This window comes from Prauserella sp. PE36 (genome assembly GCF_003311655.1).
In the GTDB taxonomy this organism is placed as follows: Bacteria; Actinomycetota; Actinomycetes; order Mycobacteriales; family Pseudonocardiaceae; genus Prauserella_A; species Prauserella_A endophytica.
On the sequence record NZ_QEQT01000031.1, the window covers coordinates 1 to 20,947 of the forward strand.

At 70.6% G+C, this 20,947-nt stretch carries 18 protein-coding genes; 8 read left to right on the forward strand and 10 right to left on the reverse strand.

Going from position 1 to position 20,947, the window contains the following annotated elements; all coding sequences use genetic code 11:
- Positions 1–90: 90 nt before the first annotated feature.
- Complete coding sequence (locus DI005_RS02260; protein ID WP_112275886.1) at positions 91–795, reverse strand: hypothetical protein; 705 nt, start codon at positions 793–795, stop codon at positions 91–93.
- A gap of 75 nt (positions 796–870) precedes the next feature.
- Between DI005_RS02260 and DI005_RS02265 the strand changes: the two genes are divergently transcribed.
- The 5 genes from DI005_RS02265 (at position 871) to DI005_RS02285 (ending at position 5,406) form a co-directional block, all read left to right on the forward strand.
- The gene (locus DI005_RS02265) at positions 871–1,161 is read left to right on the forward strand and encodes an SAV_915 family protein (protein WP_113641107.1); all 291 of its coding nucleotides are present in this window, start codon (positions 871–873) and stop codon (positions 1,159–1,161) included.
- A gap of 69 nt (positions 1,162–1,230) precedes the next feature.
- Positions 1,231–3,006: an acetyl/propionyl/methylcrotonyl-CoA carboxylase subunit alpha gene (locus DI005_RS02270; RefSeq protein ID WP_113641108.1), complete on the forward strand. Its 1,776-nt coding sequence runs from the start codon at positions 1,231–1,233 to the stop codon at positions 3,004–3,006.
- 72 nt (positions 3,007–3,078) lie between these two features.
- Entirely contained in the window at positions 3,079–3,486 is a 408-nt protein-coding gene (locus DI005_RS02275) for a DUF1707 domain-containing protein (RefSeq protein ID WP_112275880.1), read from the forward strand.
- Between the two features lie 10 nt (positions 3,487–3,496).
- On the forward strand, positions 3,497–4,015 hold the full coding sequence (locus tag DI005_RS02280) for a GNAT family N-acetyltransferase (RefSeq protein ID WP_113641109.1): 519 nt from the start codon (positions 3,497–3,499) through the stop codon (positions 4,013–4,015).
- Entirely contained in the window at positions 4,012–5,406 is a 1,395-nt protein-coding gene (locus DI005_RS02285; RefSeq protein ID WP_113641110.1) for a class I adenylate-forming enzyme family protein, read from the forward strand. The genes DI005_RS02280 and DI005_RS02285 overlap by 4 nt, the downstream gene beginning before the upstream one ends.
- 23 nt (positions 5,407–5,429) lie before the next feature.
- On the opposite strand, the gene DI005_RS02290 is transcribed toward DI005_RS02285, so the two are convergent.
- Positions 5,430–7,139 carry a glycerol-3-phosphate dehydrogenase/oxidase gene (locus DI005_RS02290; protein WP_112275874.1) on the reverse strand — a complete coding sequence of 570 codons (1,710 nt, stop codon included), beginning with the start codon at positions 7,137–7,139 and terminating at the stop codon, positions 5,430–5,432.
- Positions 7,140–7,321: 182 nt separating this feature from the next.
- Between DI005_RS02290 and DI005_RS02295 the strand changes: the two genes are divergently transcribed.
- The gene (locus DI005_RS02295; RefSeq protein ID WP_113641111.1) at positions 7,322–8,314 is read left to right on the forward strand and encodes an MIP/aquaporin family protein; all 993 of its coding nucleotides are present in this window, start codon (positions 7,322–7,324) and stop codon (positions 8,312–8,314) included.
- 21 nt (positions 8,315–8,335) lie between these two features.
- Complete coding sequence (glpK, locus tag DI005_RS02300; protein ID WP_112275870.1) at positions 8,336–9,847, forward strand: glycerol kinase GlpK; 1,512 nt, start codon at positions 8,336–8,338, stop codon at positions 9,845–9,847.
- A 107-nt stretch (positions 9,848–9,954) separates the two neighbouring features.
- On the opposite strand, the gene DI005_RS02305 is transcribed toward glpK, so the two are convergent.
- Together DI005_RS02305 and DI005_RS02310 are read right to left on the reverse strand one after the other, a co-directional pair.
- Positions 9,955–10,746 (reverse strand): VOC family protein, encoded by a 792-nt coding sequence (locus DI005_RS02305; RefSeq protein WP_113641112.1) that lies wholly within the window; start codon positions 10,744–10,746, stop codon positions 9,955–9,957.
- A 70-nt stretch (positions 10,747–10,816) separates the two neighbouring features.
- Entirely contained in the window at positions 10,817–12,217 is a 1,401-nt protein-coding gene (locus DI005_RS02310; protein WP_112275866.1) for an NAD(P)H-quinone dehydrogenase, read from the reverse strand.
- A gap of 99 nt (positions 12,218–12,316) precedes the next feature.
- Between DI005_RS02310 and DI005_RS02315 the strand changes: the two genes are divergently transcribed.
- The gene (locus DI005_RS02315; RefSeq protein ID WP_110335252.1) at positions 12,317–12,769 is read left to right on the forward strand and encodes a gamma-glutamylcyclotransferase; all 453 of its coding nucleotides are present in this window, start codon (positions 12,317–12,319) and stop codon (positions 12,767–12,769) included.
- 79 nt (positions 12,770–12,848) lie between these two features.
- Here the strand turns inward: DI005_RS02315 and DI005_RS02325 are convergent, their stop codons facing one another.
- The 6 genes from DI005_RS02325 to mutA form a co-directional block, all read right to left on the reverse strand.
- Positions 12,849–13,673 (reverse strand): endonuclease domain-containing protein, encoded by an 825-nt coding sequence (locus DI005_RS02325; protein WP_233519960.1) that lies wholly within the window; start codon positions 13,671–13,673, stop codon positions 12,849–12,851.
- Positions 13,674–13,943: 270 nt separating this feature from the next.
- The gene (locus DI005_RS02330; protein ID WP_112275862.1) at positions 13,944–15,236 is read right to left on the reverse strand and encodes a M20 family metallopeptidase; all 1,293 of its coding nucleotides are present in this window, start codon (positions 15,234–15,236) and stop codon (positions 13,944–13,946) included.
- Between the two features lie 243 nt (positions 15,237–15,479).
- Positions 15,480–15,776 (reverse strand): hypothetical protein, encoded by a 297-nt coding sequence (locus DI005_RS02335; protein WP_233519961.1) that lies wholly within the window; start codon positions 15,774–15,776, stop codon positions 15,480–15,482.
- 33 nt (positions 15,777–15,809) lie between these two features.
- Positions 15,810–16,811: a methylmalonyl Co-A mutase-associated GTPase MeaB gene (gene meaB, locus DI005_RS02340; RefSeq protein WP_113641113.1), complete on the reverse strand. Its 1,002-nt coding sequence runs from the start codon at positions 16,809–16,811 to the stop codon at positions 15,810–15,812.
- A 2-nt stretch (positions 16,812–16,813) separates the two neighbouring features.
- Positions 16,814–18,982 (reverse strand): methylmalonyl-CoA mutase, encoded by a 2,169-nt coding sequence (gene scpA / locus DI005_RS02345; protein WP_112275858.1) that lies wholly within the window; start codon positions 18,980–18,982, stop codon positions 16,814–16,816.
- Positions 18,982–20,847: a methylmalonyl-CoA mutase small subunit gene (gene mutA, locus DI005_RS02350; protein WP_113641114.1), complete on the reverse strand. Its 1,866-nt coding sequence runs from the start codon at positions 20,845–20,847 to the stop codon at positions 18,982–18,984. The genes scpA and mutA overlap by 1 nt, the downstream gene beginning before the upstream one ends.
- Positions 20,848–20,947: the final 100 nt, after the last annotated feature.

Genomic DNA, 20,947 nt, shown 5'->3' on the forward strand with positions numbered 1-20,947 from the left:
CGTCTCCCGCCACCACCCAAACGGAGGCGCTGCGCGCCGCTGTGTTCGATCAACGCGGTGAAGGTGGCCTTCACTGCGGTCGCCTGGACCCTAGGGGCACTCGGCCAGTTCGTATGACTCCACGTCGACGTCGGGCCAGCCGCGCAGGGAGCCGGGTGAACCGTACGTGCCGGTGCACCCGGCCACCTCGCCGCCCAGGTCGAACACCTCGGCCAGCACCGGAGCCAGCTGGCATTCGGCCGCGTCCTCGGTTTCGCTGCACTCGTGCCGGACGACGACCACCTCGGGCGCGGCGTCGCCGACGACGTCGTCGAGCACGATGTTGCCCGCGTCGGAGAAGTACGGCCGCTGCGCGGGCCGCCAGCTGTCCCCGCGCCACACGTGCACCTCTCCCGCCATGCCGCCGTCGTGCGGCCCCCGCACGAGGCACACCGGCGTCTCCGTCTGCGCGCAGCGCAGCGAGCCGTGGTTGAGCCGCACGCCCATCGCCGTGATCGAGACCTCCGAGACGCTCCCGGACGCGGGACCGCCCGCCCGCAGCCGCCCGGTGCCTCCGTCGCTGTCGGCGAGCAGCTCCACCGTCATGCCGTTGACCGAGGCCGAGGCGAGCACCCGGCACGCGTCGTCGCCGCAGCTCGTGCTCGACACCGAAGTGGGCTGCTGCGCGGGCTCCTCACCGACGGGCAAGTCCACGTCGGGGCGCAGCAGCACGGCGGTCACGAGCGCGCCGACGATGACGACGCCGGCGAGCACGGCGGTGAGCACCACGGGCCGTGGTGGCGCCGGCTCGGGCACAACGGAACTCCTCCCCCTCGGTTACCCGGACGAGCGTAGGCCAGGTGACGCTGCGCGCACGTCTATGTTGACGGCGTGACGAACCCACACCTGCCGCCCGTGCTGTACCTGCCCACGGCCCCGATCGCCGCCGACGGCACCGGCGAGACCACCGTCGAGCTGCGCCGGACCGGCGACGGTCGCATCGCGCTGCTCGCCTACACGGCGCTCGACCGCCTCGTCGAGTGCTGCGGCGAGCACCAGCCATGGCTCATGGTGCACACCGAGCACCTGCCGAAGCTGCACGAACGCCAGCCCTACGACGTCATCCTGCTCGACGGCGAGATCCCCGAGGAGCTCCGGCGCATGGCCGCCACACGGGCGTGAGGCTCCTCTCACCTGCGCCACCTTGCGCGTCCGTAAACTCCACCCTGAGCAGCTAACAGGGAGGTAAGCGTGCCTGAGCCAGCCAGCGTGACCAAGGTGCTCATCGCCAACCGCGGCGAGATCGCCGTCCGCGTGATCAGAGCTGCCAAGGACGCAGGGCTGGCGAGCGTGGCCGTTTACGCCGACCCCGACCGGGACGCCCCGCACGTGCGCCTTGCCGACGAGGCCTTCGCGCTCGGCGGCACCACGGCCGCGGAGAGCTACCTCGTGTTCGACAAGCTGCTCGACGCCGCGAAGCGCTCCGGCGCCGACGCGGTGCATCCCGGCTACGGCTTCCTCTCCGAGAACGCCGACTTCGCCCAGGCCGTGATCGACGCGGGGCTCACCTGGATCGGCCCGAGCCCGCAGGCCATCCGCGACCTCGGCGACAAGGTCACCGCCCGGCACATCGCGCTGAAGGCAGGCGCCCCGCTGGTGCCCGGCACGAAGGACCCGGTCGAGACGGCCGACGAGATCGTCGCCTTCGCCGATGAGCACGGCCTCCCCGTCGCCATCAAGGCCGCGTTCGGCGGCGGCGGCCGCGGGCTGAAGGTCGCCCGCACCAAGGAGGAGATCCCCGAGCTGTTCGAGTCGGCCACCCGCGAGGCGGTGGCCGCGTTCGGCCGCGGCGAGTGCTTCGTCGAGCGCTACCTCGACAAGCCGAGGCACGTCGAGGCACAGGTGCTCGCGGACAAGCACGGCAACGTCGTGGTGGTCGGCACCCGCGACTGCTCGTTGCAGCGCCGTCACCAGAAGCTCGTGGAAGAGGCGCCCGCCCCGTTCCTCACCGACGAGCAGCGGGCCACGATCCACTCCTCCGCCAAGGCCATCTGCAAGGAGGCCGGCTACTCCGGCGCGGGCACGGTCGAGTACCTCGTGGGCCTCGACGGCACCATCTCGTTCCTCGAGGTCAACACCCGCCTGCAGGTCGAGCACCCGGTGTCGGAGGAGACCACGGGCATCGACCTCGTGCGCGAGCAGTTCCGCATCGCAGAGGGCGGCAAGCTCCCGTTCACCGAGGACCCGGCCCCGCGCGGGCACTCCATCGAGTTCCGCATCAACGGCGAGGACGCCGGCCGCAACTTCCTGCCCGCGCCGGGCACCGTCACCAGGCTCGTCTTTCCCGAGGGCCCCGGCGTGCGCGTCGACTCCGGTGTCGAGACGGGCAGCGTGATCGGCGGGCAGTTCGACTCGATGCTCGCGAAGGTGATCGTCACCGGCGCCGACCGGCAGCAGGCCATCGAGCGCAGCCGTCGCGCGCTCGGCGAGATGGTGGCCGACGGGCTCGCGACCGTGCTGCCGTTCCACCGCGCGATCCTCAACGACCCCGCGTTCGTCGGCGACGGCACCGGATTCTCCGTGCACACCCGCTGGATCGAGACCGAGTTCGACAACCAGATCGAGCCGTTCACCGCGCCGACCGAGGCCGACGAGGAGCCCGAGGAGCGGCAGAACGTCGTCGTCGAGGTCGGCGGGCGGCGCCTGGAGGTTTCGCTCCCCGGCGGGCTCGCGCTCGGCGGCGGATCCGGTGGTGGCGCGGCGAAGGCCAAGCCTCGCAAGCGGGGCGGCGGCGCCAAGGCCGCCCTGAGCGGTGACGCCGTGACCGCGCCGATGCAGGGCACGATCGTCAAGGTCGCCGTGTCCGACGGCCAGCAGGTCGAGGCAGGCGAACTGGTCGTGGTGCTCGAGGCGATGAAGATGGAGAACCCGGTCACCGCACACAAGTCGGGAACCATCACCGGCCTTTCGGTGGAGGTCGGCAGCGCCGTCACGCAGGGCTCGGTGCTGCTGGAGATCAAGGACTGACGGGTTTCGCCCGGCTTGAGAACACCCTCAGTTTCGTGGCCCCGGCCTGGGAAACGGACCTACCATCGATACGTGGCCGTGGAACGACCGGAGTACCGGCTCAGCGACGCTGAGCGGCAGGACGCGCTGGACGCGCTCTCCGAACACGTCCGCACCGGCAGGCTCGACCTCACCGAGTTCGATGAGCGTTCGCAGCAGGTCAGTGCGGCGAAGTTCCGGCGTGACCTCGCCCCGCTGTTCTCCGACCTGCCGGAGCCGAAGCCGGCTGTGCTGGTGCCCGGCCGGGCGCTCGTCCCGAGACAGCCGGTGGCGCGGCCGTGGCAGCAACGGCTCGCGGCGAGCGCGGTGCCGATCGCGGCCCTGCTCGCGGTGGTCCTCTTCTTCACGGTCGCCCGCGGCATGATCTTCGTTTTCCTGCTGCCCGCGATCGTGGCGATGGTCGCCGGCTCGTGCGCTTCCCACAGGCACCGTCGCCCGTAGGATCGCGCGGGTGGAACCGGTCGAGATCAACGCGGGCGGCTACTACCTGCGGCAGTTGAGGGCGGATCACCGGCTGGACGACCGGCCCGCGCTCGTCGAGGCGTTCACCGACCCCGTGCAGCAGCGGTTCGTGCCCGGCTACGTCGTCGACGACCTGCACTCCGCGAGCGCCTACGTCGAGCTCCGCGCGAGCGAGTGGGCGAGCGGCAAGCGCTGCTCGTGGGCCGTCGCCGAGCCGACGACCGGCGACCTGCTCGGCGAGGTCGGCCTCAAGACGCTCGACCTCGACGCCGGCACCGCCGAGACCGCTGTGTGGGTTCGCCCGGCGGCGCGGGGCCGGGGTGTCGCCGTCGCCGCCGTGGGGGCGGCCCTTCGGTTCGGGTTCGGCGCGCTCGGCCTGCGCAGCGTGGACTACCGGCACGACCCGGCCAACCACGCCTCCGGACGGGTCGCCCGGCGCTGCGGCTTCACGTTCGTCGGCCCCGACGCAGGCGGGCCCGACGTGCGCTGGACCCGCGTGGCGTCATGAGCTTCTTCCTCGGCCGGATCCTGGACGCGCTGGGCAGTGGCGGCGACGCGCCCGCGTTCGTCCGCGACGGCCGCACCACCACCTACGCCGAGGCCCACGAGCTGCTGCTGCGGCTGCACGGCACCCTCCTCGCCGAGGGCGTCGGCGAGGGCGATCTGGTGGCCGTGCTCGGCGGCAACCGGCCCGAGACGATCCTCGGCCAGCTCGCCGTGCAACTGCGGGGCGCGAGCGTGCTGCTGGTGCCCGAGTCGGCGAGCACGCCCGCACGCGCGGAGGTGCTCGGCAAGGTCACCGCCTGCCTCGCCGAACCCGGCCGGAAACCGGACGGGGTGCGGGTGATTCCACTTCGCCCCTCCGAAATGGACACGGTGGACGAGCCGGGCGAGCTACCTCCGTCGGTGCACACGGTGTTCGCCTCCGGCGGCACCACCGGCAGTCCCAAGCTCATCGCCCACCGTGGCATCTACGACGGCATGGCCCACATCTTCCGGCCCGACCCGCTCGGCCCCAACCGCGTACTGCTGGTCGCGCCGCTTTCGCACCTCACCGGCAACTGCGCGGTGCTGGGTGCCCTGCTGTGCGGAGACACCGTGGTGCTGCACGCGGGGTTCGACGCGGGCGACGTGCTGGACGCGATCGCCCGGCACCGCATAACGCACCTGACGCTCACCCCGCCCCGCCTGGCGAGGGTGCTCGACCACCCGGCGCTGTCCGGCACGGACGTCTCCAGCGTGCGCAGGCTCTCCCTCGGCGCGAGCCCGCTGCCCGCCCGGAGGCTCAGCCAGGCGCTCGCGGCGTTCGGCCCGGTCGTCGGGCAGGGCTACGGGCTCACCGAGGCGCCGATGATCGCGAGCATCGCCCCGGAGGAGTACGACGGTCACCCTGAGCGGCTGCGCTCGGTGGGCCGGATCGTGCCCGGCATGGAGGCGCGCATCGACGACGGCGAGGTGCTCGTGCGCGGACTGGCCCTCATGGAGGGCTACCACGGCAGCCCCGAGCTCACCGGGAAGGCCTTCACCGACGGCTGGCTGCGTACCGGCGACCTCGGCCGGTTCGACGCCGATGGCTACCTGTACCTGCTCGACCGCGCCGACGACGTGATCGTCACCGGCGAGCACGGCACCAAGGTCTACTCGACGGTGGTGGAGGACGCGCTCGTTGCCCATCCGCGGGTGCGGCAGGCCGCCGTGCTCGGCGTGGACGGCCCTGACGGCAGGCTCGTGCACGCCGTCGTGGTCGCCGAGCCGGGTCTCACCGCCGACGAGGTGCGGGATCACGTGCGGCGGGTGCTCGGCGGGGAGCACTTCGTGCCCGCGAGCGTCGATTTCGCGCCTACCCTGCCCCTGACACCCATCGGCAAGATCGACAAAGCCGCCCTGATGCCCGGCTGATGCTCCAAGGTAGCCGGGTCGGCTCAGCCGACGGGCTCGATGAGCTTGCCCCTCGCCTCCGGGGCCGCGGAGCGGCGGGCGTCGGCGGCCTCGTCGTTGGGTTGCGTCTGCGAGTCCCGCTCGGCCTCGACCCTGGCCCGGTAGACCGACACCTCGTGCGCGGTGGTCTCGGCCGACCAGCCCAGCACCTCGCCCATCAGCTCGGCCACCTGCTCGGCGCAGTCGACCCCACGATGCGGGTACTCGATCGAGATGCGGGTGCGCCTGGCGAGCACGTCCTCCAGGTGCAGCGCGCCCTCGTGGCTGGCCGCGTACACGGCCTCGACGCGCAGGTAGTCCGGTGCGTGCTCGATCGGCTTGAGCAGCTCGGGGCGGCCGTCGGCCAGCGCGAGCACCCCGCCGACGAGAGAGCCGTAGCGATCCAGCAGGTGCCGCACGCGGTACGGGTGGAGTCCGTGCGCCGCGGCCAGATGGTCGGCCTGGTTCACCAGCGCGTGATACCCGTCGGCGCCGATGAGCGGCACCTTGTCGGTGATCGACGACTGCACGCGGGTGGGCAGGTCGACTGAGGCGGCGTCCACGGCATCGGCGGCCATCACCCGGTACGTCGTGTACTTGCCGCCCGCGATCGCGACGAGCCCCGGCGACACGCGCGCGACGGCGTGCTCGCGGGACAGCTTCGACGTCTCCTCGCTCTCGCCGGCGAGCAGCGGCCGCAGCCCCGCGTAGACGCCCTCGATGTCGTCGTGTGTCAGCTGTGTCGCGAGCACCGAGTTGACGTGTTCGAGGATGTAGTCGATGTCGTGCTTCGTCGCCGCCGGGTGGGCGAGGTCGAGGTGCCAGTCGGTGTCGGTGGTACCCACGATCCAGTGGTTGCGCCACGGGATCACGAACAACACCGACTTCTCCGTGCGCAGGATGAGCCCGCTTTCCGACACGATCCGGTCACGCGGGACCACGATGTGCACACCCTTGCTGGACCGCACGCGGAACCTGCCCCTGCTGCCGGAGAGGCGCTGCAGCTCGTCGGTCCAAACTCCCGTGCAGTTGATCACGGCACTGGCCTGGACCTCTGTCTCGCGACCGTCCTCGACGTCGCGCACGCGCACGCCGGACACGCGGTCGGCCTCGCGCAGGAACTCGACGACCTGGGTCGAGGTCCGTACCACCGCGCCATAGTGGGCGGCCGTGCGGGCGACGGTCATCGTGTGCCTGGCGTCGTCGGCCTGCGCGTCGAAGTACCGGATGCCGCCGACGAGCGCGTCCCGCTTGAGCGCGGGCACCATCCGCAGCGCACCGGCCTTGGTGAGGTGCTTCTGACCGGGCACCGACCGCGCGCCGCCCATCGTGTCGTACAGGAACAGGCCCGCCGCGGTGTAGGGCCGCTCCCAGACCCGGTGCGTCAGCGGGTACAGGAAGCTCACCGGTTTCACCAGATGCGGTGCAAGTCTCGTGAGCATCAGCTCGCGCTCGCGCAGCGCCTCGCGCACCAGCCCGAACTCCAGCTGTTCGAGGTAGCGCAGGCCGCCGTGGAAGAGCTTGCTCGACCTGCTCGACGTGCCGGAGGCGAGGTCGCGCGCCTCGACCAGCGCGACCCGCAGGCCCCGCGTGGCCGCGTCCAGCGCGGTGCCGGCTCCCACCACGCCCCCGCCGATCACGACGAGGTCGAAGTTCTCACTGCTCAGCCGCCGCCACGATTCCTCGCGGGCGGCGGGACCCAACGACGCAGTCACTACTCGCCTCCTCACCACGGCAGACGCCGTCGCACGACACGACGGCCCTCTGGGAGCTTCCCACGTCAGGCCGGATCGAATCAGCCCTGAACGACACCCCCCGCTTCAGATCTTGTCCCAACTCGAGGCGCGGAGCACGATGAAACCGAGGGACAACGCAGTCCCGATCCCGGAGGTGTGGCATGAGTGCGACGAACACCAGACACCAGACCAACGGCTTGGCCAGACTACGCCAAACCACCGGTGGCGAGTTACTGGCCGAGTTCCTGGGTACGGCGATACTTATTCTCCTCGGCTGCGGCTCGGTGGCCGTGGCCTTGGCAGGCTTGCCTGGATCCGGCAGGCAGACCGCGGATTTCGGTCCCGCCAACTGGCTCATCATCGCCTTCGGCTGGGGGCTGGCCGTGGTCTTCGCCGTTTACGCCGCGGGCGGCGTGAGCGGCGCGCACATCAACCCGGCGGTGACGCTGGCCATGGCGGTGCGGCGGGCGTTCCCATGGGTGAAAGTGGTTCCCTACTGGATCGCGCAGGTCCTCGGCGCGTTCGCGGGCGCGGCAGTCGTCTACGCCGTGTACTACGAGGCGATCAACGCCTTCCTGCAGGAAGCGGGGACGCAGAAATCCGGTGACGTGGCGTCATTCTCCATATTCGCGACGTTCCCAGCGGAATACTTCGGCAACGGAATATGGGGACCGCTGGTCGACCAGATCGTCGGCACGGCCATTCTCGTCATGCTGGTGGCCGCGCTGATCGACAACCGTAACCAAGCACCACAGAGCAACTTCGGACCGTGGGCCATCGGTTTCGTCGTGGTGGCGATCGGCCTCAGCTTCGGCACCAACGCCGGCTACGCGATCAACCCGGCTCGTGACTTCGGGCCGCGCATGCTCGCCTGGGTCGCCGGTTGGGGTGAGGCCGCGATGCCAGGCAACGGCGACTGGTTCAGCAACTACTGGTGGATCCCGATCGCGGGACCGCTGGTCGGCGGCGTGCTCGGCATTCTCGTCTACGACTTCTTCATCGGGCAGGTCCTCATCGCGCGCGAGACGCCGTTCGGTGTCGAGGCTCCGCCTCCTGGGCGCGTGCCCGAGCCGACCGGCGAAGCCGGGACCAAGACCTCCTCGGAGGAGCCCGTTTCGGAGTCGCGGCCGCCACAGACGAGCACATCGGAGTAGCAGCTTCAGAAAGGAAGCAGAATGGCTTCATATGTGGCCGCGGTCGACCAGGGCACGACGTCGACCAGAACGATGCTTTTCGACCACTCCGGCAGCGTCGTCGCCGTCGACCAGCGCGAGCACGAGCAGATCTTCCCGCAGGCGGGCTGGGTCGAGCACGACGCCGAGGAGATCTGGTCCAACGCACGGGCCACCGCTGCGGGCGCGCTGGCGAAGGCCGACGCGACGACCGCCGAGGTGGCCGCCGTCGGCATCACCAACCAGCGCGAGACCACGCTGGTGTGGGACCGCAGGACCGGCAAGCCGGTGTACAACGCGATCGTGTGGCAGGACACGAGGACCGACCGCATCGTCAACGAGCTCGGCGCGCTCGGCGGCGGGCAGGAACGGTACCGGGAGAAGACGGGCCTGCCGCTCGCGACGTACTTCTCCGGACCGAAAGTCAAGTGGATCCTGGACAATGTGGACGGTGCACGGCAACGCGCCGAAGCCGGTGATTTGCTGTTCGGCAACATGGACACCTGGGTGCTGTGGAACATGACCGGCGGGCCCGAGGGCGGCCTCCACATCACCGACCCGACCAACGCCTCGCGCACGATGCTGATGGATCTCGAGACGTTGCAGTGGGACGAGGGCATCGCGTCCGACATGGGCATCCCGATGTCGATGCTCCCGCAGATCCGGTCGTCGTCGGAGGAGTACGGCAAGGTGCGCGAGCGCGGTGCGCTCGGCGGCGTGCCCATCGCCGGCATCCTCGGCGACCAGCAGGCGGCGACGTTCGGCCAGGCGTGCCTCTCCCCAGGGGAGGCGAAGAACACCTACGGCACCGGCAACTTCGTGCTGCTGAACACCGGCACCGAGAAGGTGCTCTCGCAGAACGGTCTGCTCACGACCGTCTGCTACAAGATCGGCTCGAACGACACGGTATACGCGTTGGAGGGCTCGATCGCGGTCACCGGCTCGCTGGTGCAGTGGCTGCGCGACAACCTCGGCATGATCTCCTCGGCCGCGGAGATCGAGGAGCACGCACGCACAGTGGAGGACAACGGCGGGGCGTACTTCGTGCCGGCGTTCTCGGGTCTGTTCGCGCCGTACTGGCGCTCGGACGCGCGCGGCGTGATCGTGGGCCTGACGCGCTACGTCAACAAGGGCCACCTCGCGAGGGCGGTGCTGGAGGCGACGGCGTTCCAGACACGCGAGGTGATCGACGCGATGAACGCCGACTCCGGCGTGCCGCTGAAGACGCTGAAGGTGGACGGCGGCATGGTCGTCAACGACCTGCTGATGCAGTTCCAGGCCGACATCCTGGGCGTCTCGGTGATCCGCCCGGTGGTGAACGAGACCACCGCGCTCGGCGCCGCCTACGCCGCGGGCCTCGCCGTGGGATTCTGGGAGAGCGAGGAGGACATCCGCAGCAACTGGGCGAAGGACAAGCAGTGGGACCCGGGGATGGACGACATCCGCCGGGAACGCGAGTACCGCAACTGGAAGAAGGCGGTGACGAAGACCTTCGACTGGGTCGAAAGCGAATGACCCGTTCGTGCCGCCTCCAAGGGCACATCTGAGGGGAGCAAGGGAGCTTTACTACCGTTTTTCGGGAGTAAAGCTCCCTTGCTCCCTCTCGGCTCATCACGTTCCGGTCACGGCGCGTCGGCGGGGATTGCGGTGATGACCTGGAAATGGGCGCCCTGGTTGTCGACGACCTGTGCCAGCCTGCCGTAGGGCGAGTCCCACGGCTCCCGCACGAGCCCGCCGCCCAGCTCGGTCACCCGCACGACCGTCGCGTCGGTGTCCGTCACCGCGAAGTAGACCGACCAGTGCGGTGGGACGTCGGCAGGCACCTCGTCCGGCAGCTGCCCGATGCCGCCGACCACCTTTCCGCCGACCTTCAGTGTCGCGTACCGAAAGCCCTCGGCCGACATGTCGTCGAATGCGTGACCGAACACCTGCGCGTAGAAGTCCTTCGCCCGGTCGTGGTCCCGCGTCATGCACTCGCTCCAGGTGAGCGTACCCGCCACGTTCGTGAGCCCGACGCCGTTGCGCTCCCCGGCCTGCCACAGCCCGAAGACCGCGCCCGTCGGATCCGCCGCGATGGCCAGCTTGCCCGCTTGGCCGACCTCCATCGGCGGCGTCATCACCTGCCCGCCGTTCTGGCTGATCGCGGCCACCGTCTTGTCGATGTCGGACGTCGCCAGGTAGGTAGTCCAGGCCGCGGGCGGGGCCTCCTGGTCCGGAGGCACCCCGCCCATCACCCCGGCGACCTGCCGCCCGCCGAGCGAGGCCAGCAGGTAGTTGCCGGTCTCGTCGCCCTGGTCGGCGAAGGCCCACGCGAACAGGGCGCCGTAGAAATCGATGGCCATCCGGGGGTCCGGAACCATGAGGTCGACCCAGCACGGAGTCCCGTCGGGCCACGGTGTGTCACGAGTGACCATTGCCGCACTCCCCTCCTCGTCAACGATGTGGCGTGACCAGTGTCACCCCGCGTCGCCGACGTGGGGAGCGTCAGTCCAGGTCGTCGTGCCGCATGAGCTGCCTGCCCGCCTCGGTGATCGAGCCGGACAGCGAGGGGTAGACCGAGAACGTCAGCGCCAGGTGCTCCACCGTCAGCTGGTTCTGCACCGCCAGGGCGATCGGGAGGATCAGCTCACTCGCGGTGGGCGCCACCACGACGCCGCCGACCACCACGCCGGTGGCCGGGCGGCAGAACAGCTTCACGAAGCCCTGGCGGAGGCCCTCCATCTTGGCCCGCGCGTTGGTGGCCAGCGGGAGCATGATCGTGCGCGCGGGCACCTCGCCGGTGTCGATGGCCTGCTGGCTGATGCCGACCGTCGCGATCTCGGGGTGGGTGAACACGTTCGCGGCGACCGTGCGCAGGCGGATCGGCGCCACGCCCTCCCCCAGCGCGTGCCACATCGCGATGCGCCCCTGCATGCTCGCGACCGAGGCCAGCATCAGCACGCCTGTGCAGTCGCCCGCCGCGTACACGCCAGGTGCGCTGGTGCGCGACACGCGATCGACGGTGATGAACCCGCCGGGACCGGGCTCGATGCCGACGCGCTCGAGCCCGATGTCGGTGGTGTTCGGCACAGAGCCGACGGTCATCAGCGCGTGGCTCGCCTCGATCTGCCTGCCGTCGGTGAGATGGATCAGCACGCCCTTCTCGGTGCGCTCGACCCGGTCGGCACGGGCGTGCTTGACGACGGTGGTGCCGCGCTGGGAGAAGACCTCCTCCAGCACGGCGGCGGCGTCGGCATCCTCGTGCGGCAGCACGCGGTCGCGGCTGGAGACGACGGTGACCTTGACCCCCATCTCGGTGTAGGCGGAGGCGAACTCGGCGCCCGTGACACCCGAACCGATCACGGCGAGGTGCTCGGGCAGCTCGGGCAGGTCGTACAGCTGGCGCCAGTCGAGGATGCGCTCGCCGTCGGGCACCGCGCCGGGCAGCACTCGCGGGGTGGCGCCGGTGGCTATGAGCACCACGTCGGCTTCGAGTACCTCGTCGATCCCGGCGCCGGTGACGGCGACCTTGTGGGTGGCGAGGCCGGTCTCCTCGTCGCAGAAGCGGGCAGTGCCCGTGATCACGCGCACGCCCTCGCGCTGCACGCGAGCGCGGATGTCCGCCGACTGCGCGAGCGCGAGCCCGCGCACGCGACCGTGGACGGTGGGCAGGTCGATACCGGTGTCGGCGAGATCGGTGGTGATGCCCAGCTCGCCGAAGCCGTGGAGGCTCGCGCGGGCGCCGGACGACGCGATGAACGTCTTGGATGGCACGCAGTCGTAGAGCACGCAGGCGCCGCCGAGGCCGTCGCGCTCCACAACGGTCACGTCGGCCCCGTGTTGTGCCGCGACCAAGGCCGCCTCGTAGCCGGCTGGTCCGCCGCCCATGATCACGATCCTGGTCACGCTGGTTCCCTCCTCGTCAGAGCGCCGTCGAGCCCACTCTAGGCCGGGACACGCGGAGTGCGTCCTTTCGGGTGAGCGCACGGCCGTTAGGCTGTGGCCGTGCCCTTGTATGCCGCTTACGGGTCCAACATGGCGCCCTCGCAGATGATGGAGCGAGCTCCGCACTCGCCGATGGCGGGTACCGGTTGGCTCGAAGGCTGGCGCCTGACCTTCGGTGGCGAGGATCTCGGCTGGGAGGGCGCGCTCGCGACGATCGTGGAGGATCCGTCGTCGCGGGTGTTCGTGGTGCTCTACGACGTGACCCATCTCGACGAGTCCGCCCTCGACCAGTGGGAGGGCGGCGAGCTCGGGATGCACAACAAGATCCGGCTCCGGGTGCAGACCATGGACGGCTCGGTGCTGGCCTGGCTCTACGTGCTGGACGCATACGAGGGCGGTCTACCTTCCGCGCGGTACCTCGGCGTGCTCGCCGATGCGGCTGAGGACGCCGGCGCCCCCGCCGACTACGTCGAGGCGCTCCGCACCCGCCCCTGCAAAGGCATAGGCCCCTAACCGCCCGCGAGTCCCCCGCTCCGGTCGGCGAGTCCCCCGCTCCAGCCCGCGAGTCCCCCGCTCCAGCCCGCGAGATCCGCTAAGCGGCGAGCCCCCGGCGGCGAAACGCGGCCTCCACCGCTTTGATCATTCGCTGCGGGTCCCTGAGATCGACGGCGTCCGCGCGAACGACGATCCAGCCACGACGCTCCAAGTCCGCGTCCCGCTCGGCATCCGACTCACGACGCTTCTCGTGTGCCTCGTACCCGTCGTACTCCACCGCGATCCGCAGCTCCGGCCAGGCGAAATCGAGGCGGTAGATGTCGTTGCCGGCCAGATCGGTGATGCGGTACTGCTGCACGGGAACCGGCAGGCCCGCGTCGATGAGCGCGAGCAGCGTCCAGCTTTCCGCCGGCGACTCGGCCAGGCCGGTCGCCAGGTCGAGCAACGCCTGCGCCTGGCGGCGACCTCTCGGATCGGTGCGGGACCGCACTCGCTCCTCAACGCACGCATGGAATTCGGCGCGGGCGTGTTCGGGCACTAGTCGCAGTGCCTGGTCCGCGCACGCGAGCGCCGCGCGACGGCTACCACGGCTGAGTACCTCCGCCAGGGCCTGGTCCATCGCCAGCACCCGCAGTCCACCGATCATCTCGACGTCCTGCTCCTCGAACCTGCCGTGGTGAACGACCATCCCAGGGCGCCGTCTCGGCTTGCATCCATACGGCACCAACATGTGGATAGGTGCACCATCGGCCGCCGTGCAGCCGAAGACGGCGAGCGCGGTGTGGCCGGACAGCACGGCCCGCGGGCCTGCCGTCAGCAGACAGGCCGCAGCGCGGGTCGCAAAGTCGGTCGCCCGGCGCGAATCCACGAGGACCGAGCGAGAAAACCTGGTCAGACGCCCTTTTCGCAGCGCGTCCCGCACGCCAGGCAACCCGATCGCCCGAGCAAGTTCCGTACGCGAGTAGGCCCCGTACAAGCCCTCAGGTAGTGATGCCATGGCCCCACGGTGCGCCGTTTCGAGGCGTTGTGGAGCCGCAGCCCACAATCTGTGGATAACCCACCTGACTGTGGATAACTCCCCGACACAGCGGAGCGTGCAACTCGCCGTCCGGAGCGTGCAACTCGGCGTCCGGACCGCAGAACTCGGCGTCCGGAGTGGGGGACTCGCGGGCCCGAGCGGGGGACTCGCGGGTTAGGCCAGGGCTGCCAGTGCGGTGTGGACCATCACTCGGATGCCGGTCAACAGGGCTCGCTCGTCGAGTTCGAAGGTCGGCTGGTGAAGGTCTCGCATGGAGCCCTCACCGGACCAGACTCCGAGCCGCGCGAACGCACCCGGCACGTGCTCCAGGTACCACCCGAAGTCCTCGCCGCCCGACGACTGCTCGGTGCCCGTCGTCGCCTCGTCGCCCAGTGCCGCCTCGACGCCGGCCCTCATGAGCGCGGTGCTCTCCTCCTCGCTGACCACCGGGGGCACGCCCCGCCGGTAGTTGAGGTCGTAGCCGACGCCGGTCGGCGCGAGCAGGGACTGGATGGACGACGCCACCAGCGGCTCCAGCGACTTCCACGTCTCGTGGTCGGCCGTGCGCAGTGTGCCCCTCAGCACGCCCTGCTGCGGCACCGCGTTCGCCGCCTCGCCCGCGTGCACGGCGCCCCACACGAGCACCGTACCCGACCTCGGGTCCACGCGCCGCGACAGCAGCGCGGGCAGCGAGGTGATCACGGTGCCCAGCGCGTGCACGAGGTCAGCGGTCAGATGCGGGCGGGAGGTGTGCCCGCCCGGCGAGGTCAGCCGCAACTCGATGAGGTCCGCCGCCGAGGTGAGCGGACCCACACGCATGCCGACCTGGCCCACCGGGAGCCGGGGGTCGCAGTGCAGGCCGAAGATCCGGTCGACGCCGTCGAGCACGCCCGCGTCGATCGCGTCGAGCGCGCCACCGGGCATGACCTCCTCGGCGGGCTGGAACACCAGCCGCACGCGGCCGGGCAGCTCGGGGGCGGTCGCCAGCGCCATGCCGGCGGCGAGCAGCACCGTCGTGTGCAGGTCGTGCCCACACGCGTGCGCCACGCCGTCGACGGTCGACGCGTACGGCAGCCCGGTCGCCTCGGTGAGCGGCAGGGCATCCATGTCGGCACGCAGCGCGACGCAGGTCGTGCCACTGCCGATGTCACACACCACACCGGTGCCGCCGGGCAGCACCTTGGGGGCCAGCCCCGCCGACCGCAGCAGGCTCATCACCAGCTCGGTGGTGCCGTACTCCCGGCGGGCGAGCTCCGGGTTCGCGTGGATGTGCCTGCGCCACGCCAGCACGTCGGCCGCGTGCGCCACGAGCCACTCGTCGAGCCAGAAGGGGCCTCTGCCCTCACCCAGATCGTCCAACGGCGCCATGCTCACACCGCTCTCGGTGAGCAGGGCGTCGGCCGAGTCGGCTGAAGGGGAGCCACCAGGCTCGCCCGCCGATTCGGGTCGCGAGTCGAGCACAGTCACGCCGCACCTCCGCACGAGCCCAGCGCAGCGCGCGTCGACACAACTGTCTCTCGCTGGGAAATCATTGTCGTACGCATTTGCACCTAGTCTTGCACCAAATAGGTGATCGGTAGACCCAGATGTCCTAGTGACAAGACAGACGGTAGCCGGTTTGCGCTGAGCGGCTACAGAGAGTTCGGCTTCACTGTTCGACGTGCCACAGCTCGACGGGCGGCGAAACGCGCCGCGGCCGCGAAGCCGAAACTACTTCTTCTTCTTGGGCTTCTTCTTGTTGCGGATGTGCCTGCCCCAGACGACGATGCCGAGCAGCACCGCGGCGGCGACGCCAACGATCAGCTTGCTGCGAGAGTTCCTCGCGTCCGCCTCGTCCTGCTGCTCGGGGTCGAGCACGGGGCCCGGTTCCGCCTGCGTGAGCGCGGGGCCCGCCGCGACGACCGGCTGAGCGGTCGCGGGAGCCGCCGAAGCGGTGGCCGAGGGCACACTGAGAACCAGCACACCGGCGAGGACGGTCAACACACCCAGGACGGCAAACACGCGCACGGGCCCAAGTGTGCCCTGTCGGGCTGATCGCCGTCAGCCGCCACGCGGTGACTCTCCGCCGAAAGCCTCGAGGATCCGCTCGGCGGCCAGTGTCGCCGTGAGCCTGCCCTCGCGCACGTCCCGTTCGACCTCGGGTACCAGCTCGCGCACGCTCGGATGGGTCGCGAGGTGGTCGAGCAGCTGTTCGCGCACCATCGACCAGGTCCAGTCCACCTGCTGCGTGCTGCGCTTGCGCGCCAGCTCTCCGGAGTCCTCCAGCGTCTGCCGGTGCCTGCCGATCTGCTGCCACACGGTGTCGAGCCCGTTGCCGGTGAGCGCGCTGCAGGTCAGCACCGGCGGCGTCCACGCCGCGTCCGGGCCGTAGATCATCCGCAGTGCGCCGGACAGCTCCCGCGCGGCTTTGCGGGCCTCGGGCTCGTGCTCGCCGTCGGCCTTGTTGACGGCGATGACGTCGGCGAGCTCGAGCACGCCCTTCTTGATGCCCTGCAGCTGGTCGCCCGTTCGCGCCAGGGTGAGGAACAGGAAGCAGTCGACCATGTTCGCCACGGCGACCTCGGACTGGCCGACGCCGACCGTCTCCACCAGCACGACGTCGTAGCCGGCGGCCTCCATCAGCACGATCGTCTCTCGCGTCGCCCTCGCGACGCCGCCGAGCGTGCCCGAGGTCGGCGAGGGCCTGATGAACGCCGAGGGATCGACGGCCAGCCGCGCCATGCGGGTCTTGTCGCCGAGGATGCTGCCGCCGGTGCGCGTGGACGACGGGTCGACTGCGAGCACGGCAACCTTGTGCCCCGCTTCGGTCAGGTTGGTGCCGAGCTGGTCGATGAAGGTCGACTTGCCGACCCCTGGCACGCCCGTGATGCCGACGCGCTGGGCGCCTCCCGCGTGCGGCAGCAGCTCCACCAGCAGGTCCTGCGCCTGGCCCCGGTGGTCGGCCCTGCTGGACTCGACCAGGGTGATGGCCCGCGAGAGGATCCCGCGGTCACCGGCGAGCACACCCTTGGCGTATGCGGTGACGTCGATCGTGCGAGGCATGCCTACGAGTGTCGCGCGTCGAGCTGGTCGAGCAGGCCCATGGCGGCCTCCGCGATCACCGTGCCGGGGCCGAAGATCGCCGCCGCGCCCGCCTTGCGCAGGTCGTCGTAGTCCTGCGGCGGGATCACGCCACCGACCACGACCATGATGTCCTCGCGGCCCAGCTCGGCGAGCTCAGCCCGCAGCGCGGGCACCAGCGAGAGGTGGCCGGCCGCGAGCGACGACACACCCACGATGTGCACGTCGGCCTCGACCGCCTGCCGCGCGACCTCGGCCGGGGTGGAGAACAGCGGGCCCACGTCGACGTCGAAGCCCAGGTCGGCGAACGCGGTGGCGATCACCTTCTGGCCGCGGTCATGCCCGTCCTGCCCCATCTTGGCGACGAGGATGCGCGGGCGGCGGCCCTCGGCCTCGGCGAACGCGGCGACCCGTTCGCGTGCTGTCTCCACGTTCTCCGACTTCCCGACCTCGTCCCGGTACACCCCGGAAATGGTACGAATCTGCCCGGAGTGGCGGCCCCAGATCTTCTCCAGCGCCTCCGAGATCTCCCCGACCGTGGCCTTGGCCCTCGCCGCGTCGATCGCCAGCGCCAGCAGGTTGCCGTCCGCTTCCGCGCCCGCGGTGAGCCTGCGCAGCGCGTCCTCGACGGCGCCGGAATCGCGCTCCTCGCGCAGCCTGCGCAGCTTCTCCAGCTGCTGGGCCCGCACGCCCGCGTTGTCGACCTTGAGCACGTCGATCTGCTCTTCGTCATCGACGCGGTACTTGTTGACGCCGATCACCGGCTGCCTGCCGGAGTCGATCCGCGCCTGCGTGCGCGCGGCGGCCTCCTCGATGCGCAGCTTGGGGATGCCGGCGTCGATCGCCCGCGCCATGCCGCCCGCCGACTCGACCTCGCTGATGTGGCCCCACGCCTTGCGCGCGAGGTCGTAGGTGAGCCGCTCGACGAACGCGCTGCCGCCCCACGGGTCGATCACCCGCGTGGTGCCGGACTCCTGCTGCAGCAGCAGCTGCGTGTTGCGCGCGATACGCGCGGAGAAGTCCGTGGGCAGTGCGAGCGCCTCGTCGAGGGCGTTGGTGTGCAGGGACTGCGTGTGGCCCTGGGTCGCCGCCATCGCCTCGACGCAGGTGCGCACCACGTTGTTGTAGACGTCCTGCGCGGTCAGCGACCAGCCCGAGGTCTGGCAGTGCGTGCGCAGCGACAGCGACTTCTCCGACTCCGGCGAGAACTGCTTGACGAGCTTGGCCCACAGCAGGCGGGCCGCGCGCATCTTCGCGACCTCCATGAAGAAGTTCATGCCGATCGCCCAGAAGAACGACAGCCGGGGCGCGAACTTGTCGATGCCGAGGCCCGCGTCGAGCCCGGCGCGGATGTACTCGACGCCGTCGGCGAGCGTGTAGGCGAGCTCCAGGTCGGCGGTCGCCCCGGCCTCCTGCATGTGGTAGCCGGAGATCGAGATGGAGTTGAACCTCGGCATGTGCTGCGAGGTGAAGCCGAAGATGTCGGAGATGATCCGCATCGAGGGCTGCGGCGGGTAGATGTAGGTGTTGCGGACCATGAACTCCTTGAGGATGTCGTTCTGGATGGTCCCCGTGAGCTGCTCGGGCTTGACGCCCTGCTCCTCCGCGGCGACGACGTAGAGCGCCATCACCGGCAGCACCGCGCCGTTCATGGTCATCGACACGCTCATCTTGTCGAGCGGGATACCGTCGAAGAGCTGCCGCATGTCGTAGATCGAGTCGATGGCCACGCCCGCCATACCGACGTCGCCGGACACGCGCGGGTGGTCGGAGTCGTAGCCGCGGTGCGTTGCCAGGTCGAACGCGACGGAGAGGCCCTTCTGCCCGGCCGCGAGGTTGCGGCGGTAGAAGGCGTTGGACTCCTCGGCCGTGGAGAAGCCGGCGTACTGCCGGATGGTCCACGGCTGGTTGACGTACATCGTCGGGTACGGCCCGCGCAGGAACGGAGCCATCCCGGGGTAGGTGTTCAGGAAGTCCACATCGGACAGATCGTCGGCCGTGTAGAGCGGCTTGACGCCGATGCCCTCTGGCGTCTCCCACACCAGCGCGTCGGCGCCCTTGCCGGTGCTCGCGTGCAGCGCGTCGGCCCAGTCCCGCTGCGCACCCGGCTCCGGGGTGCCGAGCTCGACGTCGGTGAAGTCGGGAATGGTCATCAGTCGACTCCCAGCTTGTCGAGGGTGCTCCTGAGTACCGCCAGCGCGTCGCATCCGGCGTGGATGTATCCGGTGACGCCGTCGTAGTCGGCGGGTTTGCCCGCGAGCAGCACCTCGGTGGCTCCGGCCTCGCGCAGGGCCGCGGCGATCTCGGTCGCCTCCTCGGCGTAGGACTTGTCGCTGCCGCACAGGCACGCGACCGGGGTGCCACTCTCCCGGAACGCCCGCACCAAGTCGCCGGTCACGCCCGGGTTGACCGGCCGCACGCCGCCCGCCTGGAACAGGTTGGCCGCGAACGTGGCGCGCGCCGTGTGGGCGGCGAGCGGGCCGAGGGTCGCGAGGAACACCGAGGGACGCTCGCCGTGCGCGGCGAGGTAGGCGTCGGAGCGGTCCCGCAGCTGTTCGTACTCCTGCGCGTAGCGAACGCGGGGCAGGCCACCACCGTCCACAACAGACGGTGCAGGCTCGCGCTCGACGGGCTTCTCGTCCAGGTGCGGGAACTCGCTGACGCCGGTGATCGGGTCCTCGCGGGTGGCGATCCGCTTCGCGCGCGTGTCCCATGTCGCCGCGAGCCGCCGGGCGAGTGCCCCGGAGGACAGCTCGGCCCGGATGCCGCCCGCCTTCTCGATGGCGGTGAACTCGCGCCACGCGGCACGGGCGAGCTCGTCGGTGAGGTTCTCGACGTACCAGGAGCCGCCCGCCGGGTCGATCACACCGGCCAGTTTGGACTCTTCCAGCAGGATCGACTGCGTGTTGCGGGCGATCCGGCGGGAGAAGGCGTCGGGCCTGCCGATGGCGGCGTCGAAAGGCAGCACGGTGACAGCGTCCGCACCGCCGACCCCGGCCGCGAAGCAGGCGACCGTGGTGCGCAGCATGTTCACCCACGGATCGCGCCTGGTCAGCATGGCGGGCGAGGTGACGGCATGCTGGCGCATGGCGACGCCCTTCGCACCGGACACCTCGGTGACGCGGGCCCACAGCCTGCGTGCGGCGCGGAACTTGGCGATGGTGAGGAACTGGTCGCCGGTCGCCGCGTACCGGAACTCCAGCTGGGCCGCCGCGTCCTCGACGCTCAGGCCCGCGTCCGTGAGCGCCCGGAGGTAGGCGACACCGGAGGCGATCGAGGCGCCGAGCTCCTGCGCGTCGGAGCCGCCCGCCTCGTGGAACGGCAGCGCGTCGACCACGATCGTGCGCAGGCCCGGGTACCGCTGTGCGACCCGGGCGGCGAGCGCCGCTGCGGGGGCGAGGTCGTGTTCGGCGCCGGTGCGTGCCTGCAGGCCCACCGGGTCGGCGCCGAGGCTGCCGGACGCCTCGCCGGAGGGGATCTCGCGCTCGGCGAGCACAGAGAGCAGGGCCTCGGCGGCGGCCTCGTAGTCCTCGCCGGCGTCGAGCACGATCGGCGCCAGGTCGAGGTAGACGTCCCGCAGCGCGCGGCCGAGGTCGGCCACGGGCAGGGCCGTCTCACCGACGCGCAGCCACACGGAGCTGACGCCGTTCTCCAGATCGGCCAGCACGTCCTCGTTCACGCCCGCGGCGTCGGAGCCCGCGTGCAGGGCCCGCACGTCCCAGCCCGTGCTCACCTGCCCCTCGGCGCGACCACCGCGCACGAACGGCGACAGCCCGGGGAAACCGGCCGGCGGCGCCTGGTCGTCGGCGGTGTAGAGCGGCTGGATCTCGATGCCGTCGTAGGTCGTGCTGGTGAGCAGACTCTGTGGCGCCCCGGTGAAGTCCTCCGGCAGCGCGCCGCTCTTCTTCAGGACGCCTGTCACGAGCCGCTCCCAACCGGCCCGGTCGGGGGCGCCGAACTCGGCCGCGAGCGTGAGCTCAGCGGGCGCGGACGCCGATGTCCCAGCCACTTCTGTCATAACAACTCATGGTAGGGGCACCGACCGGCCCGCAAATGTGATGCAAATCCCGGCTAACAACACTGGGCGAGCGTGGCCGTCGTCGGCGGTTCGCCACAAT